The sequence below is a fragment of the Variovorax sp. dw_954 genome (assembly GCF_018449755.1).
Taxonomy (GTDB): Bacteria; Pseudomonadota; Gammaproteobacteria; order Burkholderiales; family Burkholderiaceae_C; genus Variovorax.
Genome location: NZ_JAAVVD010000003.1, coordinates 1 through 16808, shown reverse-complemented (window position 1 = coordinate 16808; position 16808 = coordinate 1). Strand labels below are relative to the sequence as shown.

Annotated in this window: 19 protein-coding genes, 1 tRNA gene and 1 pseudogene; 7 read left to right on the top strand and 14 right to left on the bottom strand. The window is 65.3% G+C overall.

The annotated features are described in order from the left end of the window. The first annotated feature begins 10 nt into the window (after positions 1-10). Positions 11-496 carry a hypothetical protein gene (locus HB681_RS06160; protein WP_213953915.1) on the top strand — a complete coding sequence of 162 codons (486 nt, stop codon included), beginning with the start codon at positions 11-13 and terminating at the stop codon, positions 494-496. Here the strand turns inward: HB681_RS06160 and HB681_RS37935 are convergent. Beyond that, positions 497-635, bottom strand: a pseudogene (locus HB681_RS37935) (phospholipase D family protein); the annotation flags it as partial. Between the two features lie 102 nt (positions 636-737). On the opposite strand from HB681_RS37935, the gene HB681_RS37930 reads away from it, so the two are divergent. Next, positions 738-866, top strand: coding sequence for a hypothetical protein (locus HB681_RS37930; RefSeq protein WP_256354640.1), 129 nt, complete (start codon positions 738-740; stop codon positions 864-866). A gap of 243 nt (positions 867-1109) precedes the next feature. Here the strand turns inward: HB681_RS37930 and HB681_RS06155 are convergent. The 10 genes from HB681_RS06155 to uvrB all read right to left on the bottom strand — a co-directional run bounded on the left by HB681_RS06155 (position 1110) and on the right by uvrB (position 9856). Next, positions 1110-1184 (bottom strand) — tRNA-Val (locus HB681_RS06155). 75 nt (positions 1185-1259) lie between these two features. Beyond that, a complete protein-coding gene (dnaQ, locus tag HB681_RS06150; protein WP_213953914.1) occupies positions 1260-1979 on the bottom strand; it encodes a DNA polymerase III subunit epsilon in 720 nt (239 codons plus the stop codon). A 73-nt stretch (positions 1980-2052) separates the two neighbouring features. Beyond that, positions 2053-2391 carry an ISC system 2Fe-2S type ferredoxin gene (gene fdx, locus HB681_RS06145; RefSeq protein ID WP_213953913.1) on the bottom strand — a complete coding sequence of 113 codons (339 nt, stop codon included), beginning with the start codon at positions 2389-2391 and terminating at the stop codon, positions 2053-2055. A gap of 9 nt (positions 2392-2400) precedes the next feature. Then, positions 2401-4257, bottom strand: a complete 1857-nt coding sequence (gene hscA, locus HB681_RS06140; RefSeq protein ID WP_213953912.1) for a Fe-S protein assembly chaperone HscA — start codon at positions 4255-4257, stop codon at positions 2401-2403. Positions 4258-4320: 63 nt separating this feature from the next. Then, complete coding sequence (gene hscB, locus HB681_RS06135; protein ID WP_213953911.1) at positions 4321-4839, bottom strand: Fe-S protein assembly co-chaperone HscB; 519 nt, start codon at positions 4837-4839, stop codon at positions 4321-4323. A 60-nt stretch (positions 4840-4899) separates the two neighbouring features. Further along, positions 4900-5223: an iron-sulfur cluster assembly protein IscA gene (gene iscA, locus HB681_RS06130; RefSeq protein ID WP_213953910.1), complete on the bottom strand. Its 324-nt coding sequence runs from the start codon at positions 5221-5223 to the stop codon at positions 4900-4902. Position 5224: 1 nt separating this feature from the next. Beyond that, positions 5225-5638, bottom strand: a complete 414-nt coding sequence (gene iscU, locus HB681_RS06125) for a Fe-S cluster assembly scaffold IscU (protein ID WP_213953909.1) — start codon at positions 5636-5638, stop codon at positions 5225-5227. 41 nt (positions 5639-5679) lie between these two features. Then, a complete protein-coding gene (locus tag HB681_RS06120; protein ID WP_213953908.1) occupies positions 5680-6900 on the bottom strand; it encodes an IscS subfamily cysteine desulfurase in 1221 nt (406 codons plus the stop codon). Between the two features lie 71 nt (positions 6901-6971). Continuing rightward, positions 6972-7508: a Fe-S cluster assembly transcriptional regulator IscR gene (gene iscR / locus HB681_RS06115; RefSeq protein ID WP_213953907.1), complete on the bottom strand. Its 537-nt coding sequence runs from the start codon at positions 7506-7508 to the stop codon at positions 6972-6974. A 215-nt stretch (positions 7509-7723) separates the two neighbouring features. Then, positions 7724-9856 (bottom strand): excinuclease ABC subunit UvrB, encoded by a 2133-nt coding sequence (uvrB, locus tag HB681_RS06110; RefSeq protein ID WP_213953906.1) that lies wholly within the window; start codon positions 9854-9856, stop codon positions 7724-7726. A 158-nt stretch (positions 9857-10014) separates the two neighbouring features. On the opposite strand from uvrB, the gene HB681_RS06105 reads away from it, so the two are divergent. The 4 genes from HB681_RS06105 to HB681_RS06090 all read left to right on the top strand — a co-directional run bounded on the left by HB681_RS06105 (position 10015) and on the right by HB681_RS06090 (position 13970). Then, positions 10015-11211, top strand: a complete 1197-nt coding sequence (locus HB681_RS06105) for an amino acid aminotransferase (protein ID WP_213953905.1) — start codon at positions 10015-10017, stop codon at positions 11209-11211. 89 nt (positions 11212-11300) lie between these two features. After that, positions 11301-12704: a polyhydroxyalkanoate depolymerase gene (gene phaZ / locus HB681_RS06100; RefSeq protein ID WP_213953904.1), complete on the top strand. Its 1404-nt coding sequence runs from the start codon at positions 11301-11303 to the stop codon at positions 12702-12704. After that, positions 12652-13341 carry an RnfABCDGE type electron transport complex subunit B gene (locus HB681_RS06095; RefSeq protein ID WP_256734853.1) on the top strand — a complete coding sequence of 230 codons (690 nt, stop codon included), beginning with the start codon at positions 12652-12654 and terminating at the stop codon, positions 13339-13341. The genes phaZ and HB681_RS06095 overlap by 53 nt, the downstream gene beginning before the upstream one ends. Then, entirely contained in the window at positions 13338-13970 is a 633-nt protein-coding gene (locus HB681_RS06090; protein WP_213953902.1) for a LysE family translocator, read from the top strand. The genes HB681_RS06095 and HB681_RS06090 overlap by 4 nt, the downstream gene beginning before the upstream one ends. 12 nt (positions 13971-13982) lie before the next feature. Here the strand turns inward: HB681_RS06090 and yedA are convergent, their stop codons facing one another. After that, positions 13983-14903, bottom strand: a complete 921-nt coding sequence (gene yedA / locus HB681_RS06085; RefSeq protein WP_213953901.1) for a drug/metabolite exporter YedA — start codon at positions 14901-14903, stop codon at positions 13983-13985. A 115-nt stretch (positions 14904-15018) separates the two neighbouring features. Here yedA and HB681_RS06080 point away from each other — a divergent pair, with 115 nt between their 5' ends. Continuing rightward, positions 15019-15516, top strand: coding sequence for an Lrp/AsnC family transcriptional regulator (locus HB681_RS06080; protein WP_213953900.1), 498 nt, complete (start codon positions 15019-15021; stop codon positions 15514-15516). 65 nt (positions 15517-15581) lie between these two features. On the opposite strand, the gene HB681_RS06075 is transcribed toward HB681_RS06080, so the two are convergent. Then, on the bottom strand, positions 15582-16124 hold the full coding sequence (locus HB681_RS06075; RefSeq protein WP_256734837.1) for a VOC family protein: 543 nt from the start codon (positions 16122-16124) through the stop codon (positions 15582-15584). Beyond that, positions 16121-16808 (bottom strand): biotin/lipoyl-containing protein (locus tag HB681_RS06070; RefSeq protein ID WP_213953899.1); only part of this gene is annotated, 688 nt, incomplete at its 5' end. The genes HB681_RS06070 and HB681_RS06075, both read right to left, overlap by 4 nt.

Genomic DNA, 16808 nt, shown 5'->3' with positions numbered 1-16808 from the left:
CTCGAACGCCGTGCTCGCGGTCGGCGAAGGGCAGGCCGAGTACATCTTCATGCGACACGTCAAGGCGCTGTATCTCCCGCGCGCCTGCGGCACAACTGCCACCATCAAAGCGGCCACCGGCAAAGGAGCCGCCCGGGTCGTTGCCTACACAGCGTCGATCAGCAAGCTCGCCACCCACAACCGCGTCATCGCGCTTCTGGACACCGACACCGCCTGGACCGCCGCGGTCCGGGCACAGGCAAAGGCGGCCGGCATCATCGTGATCGAGGCGACGCCTTGCCTGGAAGCCGTGCTGCTGCACATCTCAGGCAACTCGGGAGAGCGAACGACGGCGCAGCACAAGGGCGAATTCAAGAAGGCCTTCGGCATGGAAGCACACGATGAGCGCATGCTGCGCGACGTCTATCCGAAGGGCTTCGACAAGGCCGCGCTCGAAGCGGCAAAGAGCAAAGTGCCCGCGCTTCTTGCACTCCTCGCGGCATTGACCGGAGCCTGACTACCGCGCCGATGCCACGCCCTGCGCCCAGCGGCTCTTCCAATGCGGCGAGGTAGCTCGCCGCGACCGCGGGGTCGTTCCGGACCAGCAGCACGCCCTCCGAGTTCGAGCGCGCCGCTGCCTGGCTGTAGTTGAACGAGGGCCCCATCCCCTCCGGCGGTCGAGGCACCGAGTGCGACGGGCACGCGCCCGGCGGTGATGGCGCGTGCGGACCGCTTCGGACCTATGCCTATATTCGCCGATGGACTTCACCGGCTTCCTTCTCTGGAAAGCGATCGCGCTGGTAGTGATCGCGTTCGTCGGCAACTTCCTTCACACGCTGATCACTGGCCGGTCGATAGAAGAGGCGCGGCGCGAACGCCGAGACTGAATGAAGCACGTGAATTTGCACGACCTGCGCCATTCCTGCGTCTCGATCCCGATCGCCAGCAGGGGCGGCCTCTACACCCGTCAGCACGATCCTCGGGCACGCGGCAGTGACCACGACGCAGCGCTACGCTCACATGCAGGTTGAACAGCAGCGCGTTGCGTTGGACAAGGCTTTCGCATGATTTTGCACAGCGGATTACACAGGGCAGACGCCGAATCGATCTGCTAAACGCTGTTTCTCGAATGGTGGGCGGTGGAGGTTTCGAACCTCCGACCCCAGCAGTGTGAATGCTGTGCTCTACCCCTGAGCTAACCGCCCTGATCGGAACCTGTGCAACCGCTTGGGTTGTTGGCACCGTCAGTATTGCTTCGCACGTTCATGCGAAGCCTCAGATTATGCCACAGAATTTTCAGCGTTCTGGCGAAACAGCGTGCGGCCGTTGCTGGCCTTGTCGAGTTGAAGCAACGCGGCCTCGTGTGCAGCGAGTTCCTGTTCGCCCGCCATCAACACCGGCAGAGTGAACTGGCGCAGGTCGATGGCGACGACCGTGCCGATCTCGGGTTCGTCCTGACCCACGTCGATCAGCAGCGCGTCCTGGCCGCGCGTGAGGTTGATGTAGACGTCGGCGAGCAACTGCGCGTCGAGCTTCGCACCGTGGAAGGTGCGGTTGGAGCGGTCGACACCGTAGCGGTCGCACAGCGCGTCGAGCGAGTTGCGCTTGCCGGGATACAGCTGCTTGGCCATGGCCAGCGTGTCGGTGACTTCGCCGACGAAGGTGTGCAACGGCGGCAGGCCGGCGAGTTCGAGTTCCTTGTTGAGGAAGCCGACGTCGAAAGCCGCGTTGTGAATGATCAACTCCGCGCCGCGCAGGTATTCGACGACATCGTTCGCAAGAATGCCGAACTTGGGCTTGTCGCGCAGGAAGTCCGTCGTCAGGCCGTGCACCTTGAGGGCGTCCTCATGGCTGTCGCGCTCGGGATTGAAGTAGAGATGGAGGTCATTGCCGGTGAGCTTGCGCGCGTACAACTCCACGCAGCCCAGTTCGATCACGCGGTCGCCGTTTTCCGCGGACAGGCCCGTCGTTTCGGTGTCTAGGACGATCTGGCGACTCACAGGCCTCTCCCGACTTGGCGCCGTGTGTCCTGGCCGCGCTCCCAGGGGCTGCGCGCTTGCTCGGCTGCGCTCATCAGTGATTTTCCTTGGCGTGGTTGATCGAATACTTCGGGATCTCGACGGTCACGTCCTGCTGCGCGAGGATGGCCTGGCAACTCAGGCGCGATTGGGGTTCAAGCCCCCAGGCGCGGTCGAGCAGGTCTTCCTCGGCTTCATCGGCTTCGTTCAGGGAGTTGAGGCCCTGGCGCACGATCACGTGGCAGGTGGTGCAGGCGCAGCTCATGTCGCAGGCATGCTCGATGTTGATCTTGTGGTCGAGCAAAGCCTCGCAGATCGAGGTGCCGGCGGGTGCGCTGATTTCGGCGCCTTGCGGACAGTACTCGGCGTGGGGAAGGATCTTGATCGTGGGCATTCGTTTTTTCTAGAGAGACTCGAGCTTGCGGCCCGACAGGGCGCGTGCGATGCCCTGGTTCATGCGCTGTGCGGCGAAGGCTTCGGTGCCGTCCGCGAGCGCCTTGGTGGCGGCTTCGACGACTGCGGCCTCATCGGCACCGCGTGCGTCGCGCAGCGCGTTCATCAGCGCTTCGATGGCGGCGCGTTCATCGGCATCGAGCAGGTCGCCGTCGGCATCGAGCGCGCTTTGCGTGGCCAGCAACATGCGATCCGCATCGACGCGGGCCTCGACGAGGGCACGCGCCTGCATGTCGGCGGCGGCGGTCGAGAAACTCTCCTGCAGCATCGTGGCGATCTGGTCGTCCGACAGGCCGTACGAGGGCTTGACCGTGACATGCGCTTCCACGCCGCTGCCCTGCTCCTTCGCGCCAACGCTGAGCAGGCCATCGGCATCGACGGTGAAGGTCACGCGGATGCGCGCGGCGCCAGCGGCCATCGGCGGGATGCCGCGCAGTTCGAAGCGTGCGAGGCTGCGGCAGTCGGCGACCAGGTCGCGTTCGCCTTGCACGACGTGCAGGGCCAGCGCGGTCTGGCCGTCCTGGTAGGTGGTGAAGTCCTGCGCCATCGCGGTCGGGATGGTCTGGTTGCGCGGCACGATGCGCTCGACCAGGCCGCCCATGGTCTCGATGCCGAGGGACAGCGGGATGACGTCGAGCAGCAGCAGGTCGCCGGAGCCGCCGTTGCCCGCCAGCTGGTTCGCCTGGATCGCCGCGCCGAGCGCCACGACTTCATCCGGATTGAGGTTCGTGAGCGGCTCGCGACCGAAGAACGTGGCCATGGCGCGGCGGACCTGCGGCATGCGGGTGGCGCCGCCGACCAGCACGACGCCCTGGAGGTCGTCCGGCTTGAGCTTCGCGTCGCGCAAGGTCTTGCGCACGGCCGCAACGGTGCGGTCCGTGAGCGGCCGGGTTGCCGCGTCGAACTGATCGCGCGTCAGGCGCTGGTTGATGGTCCCGACCGACAAGCCCGCATGAAAGTTGACCGACTCGCCGGCAGTCAACGCCTCCTTGGCCGCACGTGCCGCGATCAGCAAGGCTGCCTTGTCGGCGCCGCTTTCGACCGTCAGGCCGGCCTGGGCCAGCACGTGATCGGCCAGCGCGTGGTCGTAGTCGTCGCCACCGAGTGCGGAGTCGCCGCCGGTGGCAATCACTTCGAACACGCCTTGGGTGAGCCGCAGGATCGATATGTCGAAGGTGCCGCCGCCGAGGTCGTACACCGCGTAGGCGCCTTCGCTGGCGTTGTCCAGGCCATAGGCGATCGCGGCGGCGGTCGGCTCGCTGATGAGGCGCAGCACGTTGAGGCCGGCCAGTTCGGCCGCATCCTTGGTGGCCTGCCGCTGGCCCTCGTCGAAATAGGCCGGCACGGTGATGACGGCGCCGTAGAGCTCGTCGTCGAAGCTGTCCTCGGCGCGATAGCGCAAGGTGGCGAGGATCTCGGCGCTGATTTCGACCGGCGACTTCACGCCGGCGATGGTGTCGAGCTTGACCATGCCGCCTTCGTCCACCAGGGTGTACGACATGGCATGGCGGTTGGCGATGTCCGCCATGCCGCGGCCCATCAGGCGCTTGGCGGAGGTGATCGTGTTGCCGGGGTCGTCGGTGCGAGCGGCCAGTGCGTCGTAGCCAATCTGGCGACGCTCGCGATCGAGGTAGCGCACCGCCGAAGGCAGCAGCACGCGCCCCTCGGTATCAGGAAGGCACTCGGCCACGCCGTTGCGGATCGCGGCAACGAGCGAGTGCGTCGTGCCCAGGTCGATCCCGACCGCGATGCGTCGTTGATGCGGGTCAGGCGCCTGGCCCGGTTCTGAAATCTGGAGCAGTGCCATCAGGCCTCCCGCCTGCGAGGCAGCAAATGCATGAAGTAGTGAGCGTGGGGGCGGTACATGCGTCTATTGTCCCCACTGTGCCGACCGGGCATCGATGTCTTCGGCGAAGCGCTCGATGAACATGAGGGCTCTGACCTGCCTGGCCGCGCCCGGGTAGTCGGCCTTTTCGTCGATGAGCCTATCGAGCGAGGACAGCGCCCGCGCGCGGTTCGCGTCCACCTCGTCGCGCAGCTTGTCGGCGCCAGCTTCATCATGGACCTCGTCAAGTTCCTCGCGCCATTCCATCTGCTGCATCAGGAAGTCGGCGGGCATGGCGGTGTTGTTCTCGGCATCGATCGGCGAGCCGTTCAGCGCGCACAGGTAGCTCGCACGCTTGATCGGGTCCTTGAGCCGCTGGTAGGCCTCGTTGATGCGCACCGACCACTGCATGGCCACGCGTTGCGCGGCCGCGCCCTGGGCTGCGAAACGGTCGGGGTGCGCCTCGCGCTGGAGCTCCTTCCAGCGCGCGTCCAGCCAGGCACGGTCCTGCGCGAACGTGGCGGGCACGTCGAACAGTTGGAAATCGGTATCGTTGAGTTGCATGGCAATAAAAAGCCGCCAGCACATGACATGTTGGCGGCTCGTGGCTCCGGGAGCCGTGAATCAGATCCTGAAACTCTCTCCGCAGCCGCAACGGTCGCGCTCGTTCGGGTTCAGGAACTTGAAGCCTTCGTTCAATCCTTCACGCACGAAATCGAGCTGGGTGCCGTCGATGTAGGCCAGGCTCTTGGGGTCCACCAAGACCTTCACGCCGCGGTCCTCGAAAACGACATCCTCGGGCGCCAATTCGTCCACATACTCGAGCTTGTAGGCCAGGCCAGAGCAGCCCGTGGTCTTGACGCCCAGCCGCACACCCACGCCCTTGCCCCGTTTACCGAGATAGCGGGTGACATGGCGCGCGGCTGATTCAGTGAGCGTAACGGCCATTTCAGTGCGTCGCTTCCGTCGCGGCAACGGCCGCGCCGTGTTTCGCCTTGTAGTCGTTGACAGCGGCCTTGATGGCGTCTTCCGCGAGGATCGAGCAATGGATCTTGACCGGCGGCAACGCCAGTTCCTCGGCGATCTGCGCGTTCTTGAGAGCAGCCGCTTCGTCGAGCGTCTTGCCCTTGACCCACTCCGTCACGAGCGAGGACGAGGCGATGGCCGAACCGCAACCGTAGGTCTTGAAGCGAGCGTCCTCGATCACGCCGGTCTCAGGGTTGACCTTGATCTGCAGCTTCATGACGTCGCCGCAAGCCGGCGCGCCGACCATGCCGGTGCCTACCGTGTCGTCGCCCTTTTCGAAGGAGCCGACGTTGCGGGGATTCTCATAGTGGTCGATGACCTTGGATGAATATGCCATGGGGTTACCTCTTTTGATTCTGCGGGTTCAGTGCATCGCGATCAATGCGCTGCCCATTGAATGGTGCTGATGTCGATGCCGTCCTTGAACATCTCCCACAAGGGGCTGAGTTCGCGCAGCTTCGCCACGTTGTGCTTGATGGTGGAGATCGCATAGTCGATCTCTTCCTCGGTCGTGAAGCGGCCGATGGTCATGCGCAGGCTGCTGTGGGCCAGTTCGTCGCTGCGGCCGAGGGCGCGCAGCACATAGCTGGGCTCCAGGCTGGCCGAGGTGCAAGCCGAGCCCGACGACACTGCCAGGCCCTTGATGCCCATGATCAGCGACTCGCCTTCGACATAGTTGAAGCTCATGTTCAGGTTGTGCGGCACGCGATGTTCCATGTCGCCATTGATGAACACTTGCTCCACGTCCTTGAGGCCGTCGAGCAAGCGCTTCTGCAGCGCGGCAGCCTTGGCGATGTCGTCCGCCATTTCCAGCTTGGCGATGCGGAAGGCCTCACCCATGCCGACGATCTGGTGCGTGGGCAGCGTGCCGGAACGCATGCCGCGTTCATGGCCGCCGCCGTGCATCTGCGCTTCGAGGCGGATGCGGGGCTTGCGGCGCACGTACAGCGCGCCGATGCCCTTGGGGCCATAGGTCTTGTGCGAGGCCAGACTCATCAGGTCGATCGGCAGCTTGGCCATGTCGATGTGGACCTTGCCGGTGGCTTGCGCCGCGTCGACGTGGAAGATCACGCCCTTCTCGCGGCAGGTGTTGCCCAGCGCAACCATGTCCTGCACCACGCCGATCTCGTTGTTCACGAACATGACGCTGGCGAGGATGGTGTCGGGGCGGATCGCCGCCTTGAACTTGTCCAGGTCGAGCAGGCCGTTGTCCTCGACGTCGAGATAGGTGACCTCGAAGCCCTGGCGCTCCAGTTCGCGCATGGTGTCGAGCACGGCCTTGTGCTCGGTCTTCACCGTGATCAGGTGCTTGCCCTTGCCCTTGTAGAAGTGCGCGGCACCCTTGAGCGCGAGGTTGTTCGACTCGGTCGCGCCGGATGTCCAGACGATCTCGCGCGGATCGGCGCCGATCAGGTCGGCCACTTCGGCGCGGGCCTTCTCGACGGCCTCTTCCGCCTCCCAGCCCCACGCATGGCTGCGGGACGCCGGATTGCCGAAGTGCTCGCGCAGCCAGGGGATCATCGCGTCGACGACGCGCGGGTCCACCGGCGTGGTGGCGCCGTAATCAAGGTAGATCGGGAAATGAGGAGTGACGTCCATGGCTGGCTCGGGCTGGCGAAGGATGGGGTTGATGATGTCGTCAGAGACAGCGCCCGCAGGCGCCGGCCCGGTCAGGATTTGGCGAAGACGTTGCCGAGCGCGAACACCGAGTTGGGTGCGTTGACACGGATCGGCTTGACCACCGGTTGCGGCGAAATCGCACGCTTCACGACCGGCTTGTTCTCGACCTGCACGCCCTTGGCGAGTTGGTCGTCGACGAGCTTCTGTAGCGTGACCGAGTCCAGGAACTCGACCATGCGCTGGTTCAGCGAGGCCCAGAGTTCGTGCGTCATGCAGCGACCGGCTTCGCCGAGGCAGTTTTCCTTGCCCCCGCACTGGGTGGCGTCGATCGGTTCGTCGACCGACACGATGATGTCGGCCACGGTGATTTCAGAGGCCTTGCGGCCGAGCGAGTAGCCGCCGCCGGGGCCGCGGGTCGATTCGACCAGTTCGTGGCGACGCAGCTTGCCGAACAGCTGTTCCAGGTAGGACAGCGAAATCTGCTGCCGTTGGCTGATCGCGGCCAGCGTGACCGGACCCGTGTTCTGGCGGAGTGCCAGGTCGATCATCGCAGTGACCGCAAAACGGCCTTTGGTGGTGAGGCGCATCGCAAGCTCCTTGTGTGCTTACCGTTGAAATGACACCGTGCCGGGTAGGCTCGGTAGCGTCGTCTCCGCCCTTCCCGGCTCTTAACCATTGGTGTTGCCATCCGGTTGGAGCCGACCCTTCATCGGGAGTTCGGTTGTTGTTGACTATTTCGGTCAAGTATACCAGAAAGCCCTCCGGCTTGCTCGGGTAAACCCCGATCGGCCGCGGGGAAGATTCAGGCGCGCGATTCGCCGGGCGTCAGCACGGCGATGTTGTCGCCGCCGCGCGCGCCGAAAGCCTGCTCGCGCAGCAGCGCCAACTGGTCGCGCACACGGGCCGCCTTCTCGAATTCGAGGTTGCGTGCGTGCTCGAGCATGAGCTTCTCGAGCCGCTTGATTTCGCGGGAAACGTCCTTCTCGCTCATGTCCTCGACCCTGGCGCGCTCCAGTTCCTGCTTGGCCATTTCCTTGCCGGTCTTCTCGCTGTAGACGCCATCGATCAGGTCGCGCACCTGCTTGACGATGCTGCGCGGCGTGATGCCGTTCGCCTCGTTGTGGGCGACCTGCCGGGCGCGACGGCGCTCGGTCTCGTCGATGGCCTTCCTCATCGAGTCGGTCATCTTGTCGGCATAGAGGATCGCCTTGCCGTTCAGGTTGCGCGCGGCCCGGCCGATGGTCTGGATCAGCGAGCGCTCCGCGCGCAGGAAGCCTTCCTTGTCGGCATCGAGGATGGCCACCAGCGACACCTCGGGGATGTCCAGCCCTTCCCGCAGCAGGTTGATGCCGACCAGCACGTCGAACGAGCCCAGGCGCAGGTCGCGCAGGATTTCCACGCGCTCCACCGTGTCGATGTCGCTGTGCAGGTAGCGCACCTTCACGCCGTTGTCGCTCAGGTAGTCGGTAAGCTGCTCGGCCATGCGCTTGGTCAGCGTGGTGATCAGAACGCGTTCGTTCTTCTCGACGCGCAGCCGGATCTCGCCGAGCACGTCGTCGACCTGGTGCGTGGCCGGGCGCACTTCGACCTCGGGATCGATCAGGCCGGTCGGTCGCACCAACTGCTCGACCACGTTGCCGGCATGGTCCTTCTCGTACTGCGCAGGCGTGGCCGAAACAAAGATGGCCTGCCGCATGCGCGTTTCGAACTCGTCGAACTTGAGCGGCCGGTTGTCCAGCGCCGACGGCAGGCGGAAGCCGTATTCGACCAGCGTGGTCTTGCGCGCGCGGTCGCCGTTGTACATGCCGCCGAGCTGGCCGATCATCTGGTGACTCTCGTCGAGGAACATCAGTGCGTCCTTCGGCAGGTAATCGGTCAGCGTGGCGGGCGGGTCGCCGGGTGCCGCACCCGAGAGATGGCGCGAGTAGTTCTCGATGCCCTTGCAGTGGCCGATCTCGGCGAGCATTTCGAGGTCGAATCTGGTGCGCTGTTCCAGACGCTGCGCCTCGACCAGCTTGCCTGCGCCGACCAGTTCCTTGAGCCGGCCGGCGAGTTCGATCTTGATCGTCTCGACGGCGGTCATCACCTTGTCGCGTGGCGTCACGTAGTGGCTCGACGGGTAGACGGTGAAGCGCGGGATCTTCTGGCGGATGCGCCCGGTGAGCGGGTCGAACAGTTGGAGGGTCTCGATCTCGTCATCGAAGAGTTCGATGCGGATCGCAAGCTCGCTGTGCTCGGCCGGGAACACGTCGATGGTGTCGCCACGCACGCGGAAGGTGCCGCGCGAAAAATCCTGCTCATTGCGCGTGTACTGCATGCGAATCAGTCGGCCGATCACGTCGCGCTGGCCGATCTTGTCCCCCACGCGCATGATGAATCGCATCTGCGTGTAGTCCTCTGGCGTGCCGATGCCGTAGATGGCGCTCACCGTGGCCACGATCACCGTGTCGCGACGCTCCAGCACGCTCTTGGTGGCCGACAGTCGCATCTGCTCGATGTGCTCGTTGATGGACGAGTCCTTCTCGATGAACAGGTCGCGCTGCGGCACGTAGGCCTCGGGCTGGTAGTAGTCGTAGTAGCTGACGAAATACTCGATCGCGTTGTGCGGGAAGAACTCGCGGAACTCGCTGTAAAGCTGGGCGGCCAGCGTCTTGTTGGGCGCGAACACGATCGCCGGGCGACCCAACCGGGCGATCACGTTGGCCATCGTGAAAGTCTTGCCCGAACCCGTGACGCCGAGCAGCGTCTGGAACACCTCGCCGTCCTCCACGCCGGTGACGAGGCCTTCGATGGCCGTGGGCTGGTCGCCGGCCGGTGGGTAAGGCTGGAACAGCTCGAAGGGGGACCCGGGAAACTTGACGAACTCGCCCTCTTTCACAGGGCCGACAGGCTCGGCGTGTTGCCGTTCAGGGATGACTTCGGTGATTTCAGGCATGGGGTTCGGGAGAAATGCGGCCCGGTCGGTAAAATTCAAGCGAACTCGTTAGGCTAACCGAGTACGCCGGGATCCGTGCCGGTGTACTGGCCCCGAGCACCTGCGCAAGCCGGGCGACACCCCGGCTGCATCGAATTTCATCCGAAGGACTTTTCTCCATGTCTCTGTTCACCGCCGTCGAAATGGCGCCGCGCGACCCGATCCTGGGCCTCAACGAACAATTTGCCGCCGACAGCAATCCCAACAAGGTCAACCTGGGCGTCGGCGTCTATTACGACGACAACGGCAAGCTTCCCCTGCTGAACTGCGTGAAAGACGCGGAAGCCGACATGATGAAGGCGCAGACAGCGCGCGGCTACCTTCCCATCGATGGCATCGTGGCCTATGACAACGCGGTCAAGGGCCTGGTGTTCGGCGCCGACAGCGAGCCGGTGAAGTCCGGTCGCGTGGCCACCATCCAGGCCATCGGCGGCACCGGCGGCCTCAAGGTGGGCGCGGACTTCCTGAAGAAGCTGAGCCCGGACGCCACCGTGCTGATCAGCGATCCCAGCTGGGAAAACCACCGCGCGCTGTTCACCAACGCCGGCTTCCCGGTGGAAAGCTACCCCTACTACGACGCAGCCACGCGCGGCATCGACTTCTACGGCATGCTGGCTGCGCTCAACGCCGCGGCCCCGGGCACCATCGTCGTGCTGCACGCCTGCTGCCACAACCCGACCGGCTATGACATCACCGCGGCGCAGTGGGACCAGGTCATCGCCGCCGTGAAGGAGCGCAATCTCACGCCCTTCCTCGACATGGCCTACCAGGGCTTCGGCAACGGCATCGCCGAAGACGGCGCGGTGATCGGCAAGTTCGTCGAGGCCGGCCTGACCTTCTTCGTCTCGACCTCGTTCTCCAAGAGCTTCAGCCTGTACGGCGAGCGCGTCGGCGCCCTGTCGGTCCTGTGCGAGAGCAAGGAAGAAGCCGCCCGCGTGCTGTCGCAACTCAAGATCGCGATCCGCACGAACTACAGCAATCCGCCGATCCACGGCGGCGCCGTGGTTGCGGCCGTGCTCAACGACCCGGCCCGCCGCGCGGTCTGGGAAGCCGAACTGGCGGAAATGCGCGTCCGCATCAAGGCCATGCGCCAGAAGTTCGTCGACGGCCTCAAGGCCGCCGGCGTGCAACAGGACATGAGCTTCATCACGACGCAGATCGGCATGTTCAGCTACTCTGGGCTCAGCAAGGACCAGATGGTGCGTCTGCGCAATGAATTCGGCGTCTACGGCACGGACACTGGCCGCATGTGCGTTGCTGCGCTGAACAGCAAGAACATCGAATATGTGTGTAGATGTGTCGCCGAGGTGATCTAAACAATCACTTTTTGTAGGATTCACCCTACACGCATCGCGGCGCACGCTGATACATTGCACTGCAACATTTACATAACAGGGTGCCCCCGATGCTTTATCAGTTCTACGAAGCGCAGCGCTCCTTGATGGAGCCCTTCTCGGACTTCGCGCAAGCCGCCTCCAAGCTTTATGCCCCCGGCGCCATCTGGGGCCAGTTGCCGATGGCGCAACGCATGGCGGCGGGCTATGACCTGCTCTATCGCCTCGGCAAGGATTACGAAAAGCCCGAGTTCAACATCAAGGGCGTGAAGGTCGAAGGCGACGACGTCGTGATTCAGGAGGTCATCGAACTCGACAAGCCCTTCTGCCAGCTGCGCCGCTTCAAGCGCTTCACCGACGACCCGCAAACCCTCCAGACGCTGAAGGCGCAGCCTGTGGTGCTGGTGGTGGCGCCGCTGTCGGGTCACTACTCGACCCTTCTGCGCGACACCGTGCGCACCCTGCTGCAGGGCCACAAGGTCTACATCACCGATTGGAAGAACGCGCGCATCGTGCCGATGTCCGAGGGTGAATTCCACCTCGACGACTACGTCAACTATGTGCAGGAGTTCATCCGCCTGCTCCAAGGCGAGTACGGCAACTGCCACGTGGTGAGCGTGTGCCAGCCGACGGTGCCGGTCCTCGCTGCGGTCTCGCTGATGGCCAGCCGCGGCGAACAGACCCCGCTCACGATGACGATGATGGGCGGCCCCATCGACGCGCGCAAGTCACCGACCGCCGTCAACAACCTCGCGACCAACAAGAGCTTCGAATGGTTCGAGAACAACGTGATCTACCGTGTGCCGCAGGGCTTCCCGGGCGAAGGCCGGCGCGTGTATCCCGGCTTCCTGCAGCACACCGGCTTCGTGGCGATGAACCCCGACCGCCACGCCAGCAGCCACTATGACTACTTCAAGGACCTGATCAAGGGCGACGACGCCAGCGCCGAGGCGCATCGCAATTTCTACGACGAGTACAACGCCGTGCTGGACATGGACGCGGACTACTACCTCGAAACCATCCGCACGGTGTTCCAGGAGTTCGGCCTGGTCAACGGCACCTGGGACGTGAAGAACCCGCAAGGACAGGTGGAACGTGTGCGGCCGCAGGACATCCGCACCACCGCGCTCCTGACCGTCGAAGGCGAACTGGACGACATCTCCGGCTCGGGCCAGACCAAGGCGGCGCATGCGCTCTGCACCGGCATCCCGTCGGCCCAACAAGAGCACTACGAAGCCAAGGGCGCGGGCCACTACGGCATCTTCAGTGGTCGCCGCTGGCGCGACATGGTGTATCCGAAGGCCGCGGCGTTCATCGCGGCGCATGACCAGCCGCAGAAGCGCGCCGGCTCGACCACGCCCATCACCGCCGAAGACACCATTCGCGCGCCGCAGAAGCGCGTGGCGCAAGCGGCGACGAAGGCTGTGCGCAAGAGCGCTGCGGCGCCAGCGAAGACGCGCCGCGCCGCGCGCTGATTCCTTTCGGCTGCCGGTTGACATGACGCCGCTGGCAGTGCGCATCCACGCCGCACTGCCGCAGACGCAGTGCACCCGCTGCGGCTACCCCGATTGCGCCGGTTATGCCGAGGCCGTCGCCAGCGGCGAAGCCGGCATCCACCAATGCCCGCCGGGCGGCGCCGAAGGCATCGAGCGACTGGCCGCGATCACGGGCCAGCCGGTTCGCCCGCTCGGTGCGGAGTTCGGCGTCGAAGGGCCGCGGCGCATGGCCGTGATCGATGAGGCCTGGTGCATCGGTTGCACCTTGTGCCTGGATGCCTGCCCCACCGATGCCATCCTGGGCATCCACAAGCGCATGCACACCGTGATCGAGCCGCATTGCACTGGCTGCGAATTGTGCATTCCGGCATGCCCGGTCGACTGCATCTCGCTCGAGGACGTGACGCCGGGGCGCAGCGGCTGGCAGGCCTGGTCGCAACGCCAGGCCGAGGACGCGCTGAAGCGCTATGCCCTCCATGCCGCTCATCGACCAGCGCGTGGACAGCAAGAATTGACTGAACCAGACGAGGCGCCCGAGCCCGCCGTGGACCGCAAGCGCGCCATCGTCGAAGCGGCCCTGGCGCGCGCGCGTGCGACCGCCGCGAAAAGACCATGACCCTCGACACCCTGCTGCTCTTCTTCTTCACCTCCTTGCTGCTGGCGATCACGCCGGGGCCGACCATGCTGCTGGCGCTGTCGAACGGCATCTCGGGTGGCATGCGGCGCGCAGGCTGGGGCATCGCGGGTGCTTCGATGGGCAGCGCGACGGTGATCACCGCCGTGGCGCTGGGCCTGGGTTCGTTGATGGCGGCGTCGGAGTTGCTGTTCAACGCGCTGCGGGTGGCGGGGGTGATCTATCTCGTGTGGCTGGGCGTGAAGCTCTGGCGCACACCGCCGCCAGACGTGCATGCCGCGCTGGCCGAACAAGGCCAGTCGCCGCAAGGCGGACGCGCCCTGCTGCGCAGCCTTGCGGTGGCCTTGTCGAACCCCAAGTCCGTGTTGTTCTTCGCGGCCTTCCTGCCGCAGTTCATCGATACCGCGCAGCCGCAGGTCCACCAGTACATGGTGCTCGGCGCGATCTTCGTGTCGCTCGACACCTGCGTGATGCTGGCCTATGCAGGCGCCGGAACGCAGGCCATGCGCTGGCTGTCCAGGCGCAGCCTGCAGCGGCTCAACCGCGGCTGCGCGGCGGGGATGTGGGCGCTGGCCGCGATGCTCGCGTTCTGGCGCCGGCCTGGCGTCTGAACGCGGGGGCCTTCAGGCGCGCGGCTTCCACAGCAGCAGGAGCACGCCCGACAGCACAACCGTGACGGCGCCCCATTCGAACGGCGTGACCGTCTCGCCTGCGATCAGCACACCGAGCAGCATCGCGATGACAGGGTTGACGAAGGTGTAACTCGACGCGAGCGCAGCGGGTGCGCGGGCCAGCAGGACCATGTACGCATTGAACGCGACCAGCGAGCCGAACACCACGAGGTAGGCCCAGGCCGCCACGGCCAGCGGTTGCGGCGGCCAATCGAAGGATTCGCCGTGCAATGCAGACAGCAGCATCAGCACGGCGCCGCCGCAGATCATCTCGCTGGCGAAGCCCATCGCGCCGTCGGCCAACGGCAGGGTTCGCTGGCTCAATACGCTGCCGACGGACCAGCAGATGCAGGCCGTGGCGATGGCCGCCAGGCCGGCAGGAGAGGCCTGGAATCCGCTGCCCTGCGTGAGCAGCAAGACGCCGGCCAGACCCAAAGCGATCCCGACCGCTTCGAGCTTGCGCGGCACCACGCCCCAGAACAGGTTCAGCAGCGCGATCATCAGCGGCACGACGGCAATGAAGGCCACGACCAGCCCGGAGCCCACCGATACCTCGGCGAAGGCCGTGCCGCCCATGCCGCCGCCCAGCATCAGGCCGCCGATGACCAGCGCGTTGCGCCACTGCTTGCGCGTCGGCCATGCGGCGCCACGCCAACGCATCCAGGCGGCCAGCAAGGCGCCCGCGACCAGGAATCGCGTGCCCATTTGCAGGAAGGGCGCAAAGCTCAGCAACGCGTACTTGATGGCCAGGTAGGTCGAGCCCCAGACCAGCCACGTGGCGGCAAGGCAAAGCACCAGCAGCGGCGGCAGGCCGGGGCGCGCGGCAATGGGCGCCCGCTCGTCGGCGGGCGTGAGTGAATCCAAGGCAGGCATCCGGTTCAATTCCTTGCAGGCAGCATAGGCCTCCAATGCTATGAAGGCCGGGTGCGCAAAACCATGTGCGACTCACGGTCCTTCATTCAGAATGCCGTGAATTCAAAGGAGATTCATGGACGTGACCTTGAACCCCGCAATGGACGCCTACGACACCCGCATCCTCGCCGAACTGCAGGCCGATGCGCGCCTCACCATGGCCGAACTCGGCCGCCGCGTCCACCTGAGCCAGCCGGCGGTCACCGAACGCGTGCGCAAGCTCGAAGCCTGCGGCGTGATCAGCGGCTATCGCACGACGGTGGATCTATCGAAGCTCGGCTATGGCATTCGCGCCATCATCCGCGTCGGGCGCGCGGAGTACGCGCGCGTCGTCAAGCTGGTGCAGCAGACCCCCGAATGCATCAATGCCTACAACGTGACGGGCGACGACAGCTGGGTGCTGGAGATCGCGGTGATCGACGTTGCGCACCTCGATGCGGTGGTCACGAAGTTCTGCCTGCTGACCGAGACCGCGACCTCGATCATCCTGAATCCGGCGCGCGAGCATCAACCGATGCTGCCGCCGCAGCGCTCGGATGTGAAGCCACCGATCCGGAAAGTGACGAATGCCTGAAATCGGCGCGGGGGCAATACCGACGGCCCGGCAAAGCCGGTTCCGTGGTGTTTCTGGAAAACGGTTCAGGCTGCCGGTGCTGATTGCAACGCGCCGAAGGCCGCGACCACCTCGGGCGGCGCCTGGACGAGTTCGATCAGGACGCCCTCCCCGGCGATCGGGAATTCGTCGTTCGCCTTCGGGTGGAGGAAGCAGATGTCGAAGCCGGCGGCCCCCTTGCGGATGCCCCCGGGGGCGAAGCGCACGCCCTTGGCGCTCAGCCATCCGACGGCCACGGGCAGGTCGTCGATCCAAAGGCCGATGTGATTGAGCGGCGTGGTGTGCACCGCCGGCTTCTTGTCGGGGTCGAGCGGCTGCATCAGGTCGACCTCGACCTTGAACGGGCCGCTGCCGATGGCGCAGATGTCTTCATCGACGTTCTCGCGTTCGCTGCGGAAGGTGCCGGTGACCTCGAGGCCGAGCATCTCGACCCAGAGCTTCTGCAGGCGCAGCTTGTCCGGGCCGCCGATCGCGATCTGCTGGATGCCCAGCACCTTGAAGGGGCGCAGGAGCGTTGCCCCCACGAGCGGGCTGCTCGCGCCTTGGTTCGTGCTCGTGTTCGTGTTCATGCGAACTCCAGGATCACCTGGTCCACCGCGAGCGACTCGCCCTTGTCCGCCGAGATCGTACCGACCACGCCATCGTGCGAGGCAAACAGCACGTTCTCCATCTTCATCGCCTCGATCACCGCGAGCTTCTCGCCCGCCTGCACCTTCTGGCCCGGCTTCACGGCCACTTCGACCAGCAGGCCCGGCATCGGCGACATCAGGTACTTGCTCAGGTCCGGCGGCGCCTTGTAGGGCATGAGCTTCTGCAGCCGCGCACCGAGCGGCGACAGCACCATCGCCTCGATCTGCGTACCGTCATGCGACACGCGCAGCGCAAGCGGATTCTTGCCAGCGCCGCGCTCGACCTGGGCGGTGAACGGCTTGTCGTTGACCGTGCCTTCCACGCGCACGCTGCCGAGGTGCGCGGGGCTGCAGATCCGGTAGATGGTGTCGCCCACCTGCACTGCGCTGGAGCCGGTCTTGCCGTGGAAATCGGTGACAGAGACCGGCGTGTGCACATGCTCGCCTTCCGCGCCGAGCGTGACGACCACGAACTGTTCGCCGACCTTGACGCCGTGGCCATCAAGCTGCCCGCTGATGCCCGAGGCCCGCGCGCGGTAGCGGCGGTGCATGAAGGCAACCAGCGCGACCAGGAAGTTCGGGTCATCATGCGGCACGTCCTCCGCATGGAAGCCCTTGCCGTAG

Bases quoted from the DNA above. Each gene is read 5' to 3' on its own strand.
- phaZ (WP_213953904.1), top strand. From the start codon at position 11,301: ATGCTTTATCAGTTCTACGAAGCGCAGCGCTCCTTGATGGAGCCCTTC.
- fdx (WP_213953913.1), bottom strand. From the start codon at position 2,391: ATGCCCACGATCAAGATCCTTCCCCACGCCGAGTACTGTCCGCAAGGC.
- yedA (WP_213953901.1), bottom strand. From the start codon at position 14,903: ATGCCTGCCTTGGATTCACTCACGCCCGCCGACGAGCGGGCGCCCATT.
- HB681_RS06080 (WP_213953900.1), top strand. From the start codon at position 15,019: ATGGACGTGACCTTGAACCCCGCAATGGACGCCTACGACACCCGCATC.
- HB681_RS06120 (WP_213953908.1), bottom strand. From the start codon at position 6,900: ATGGACGTCACTCCTCATTTCCCGATCTACCTTGATTACGGCGCCACC.
- iscU (WP_213953909.1), bottom strand. From the start codon at position 5,638: ATGGCATATTCATCCAAGGTCATCGACCACTATGAGAATCCCCGCAAC.
- iscA (WP_213953910.1), bottom strand. From the start codon at position 5,223: ATGGCCGTTACGCTCACTGAATCAGCCGCGCGCCATGTCACCCGCTAT.
- HB681_RS06105 (WP_213953905.1), top strand. From the start codon at position 10,015: ATGTCTCTGTTCACCGCCGTCGAAATGGCGCCGCGCGACCCGATCCTG.
- HB681_RS37930 (WP_256354640.1), top strand. From the start codon at position 738: ATGGACTTCACCGGCTTCCTTCTCTGGAAAGCGATCGCGCTGGTAGTG.
- iscR (WP_213953907.1), bottom strand. From the start codon at position 7,508: ATGCGCCTCACCACCAAAGGCCGTTTTGCGGTCACTGCGATGATCGAC.
- uvrB (WP_213953906.1), bottom strand. From the start codon at position 9,856: ATGCCTGAAATCACCGAAGTCATCCCTGAACGGCAACACGCCGAGCCT.
- hscA (WP_213953912.1), bottom strand. From the start codon at position 4,257: ATGGCACTGCTCCAGATTTCAGAACCGGGCCAGGCGCCTGACCCGCAT.
- HB681_RS06090 (WP_213953902.1), top strand. From the start codon at position 13,338: ATGACCCTCGACACCCTGCTGCTCTTCTTCTTCACCTCCTTGCTGCTG.
- HB681_RS06075 (WP_256734837.1), bottom strand. From the start codon at position 16,124: ATGAACACGAACACGAGCACGAACCAAGGCGCGAGCAGCCCGCTCGTG.
- hscB (WP_213953911.1), bottom strand. From the start codon at position 4,839: ATGCAACTCAACGATACCGATTTCCAACTGTTCGACGTGCCCGCCACG.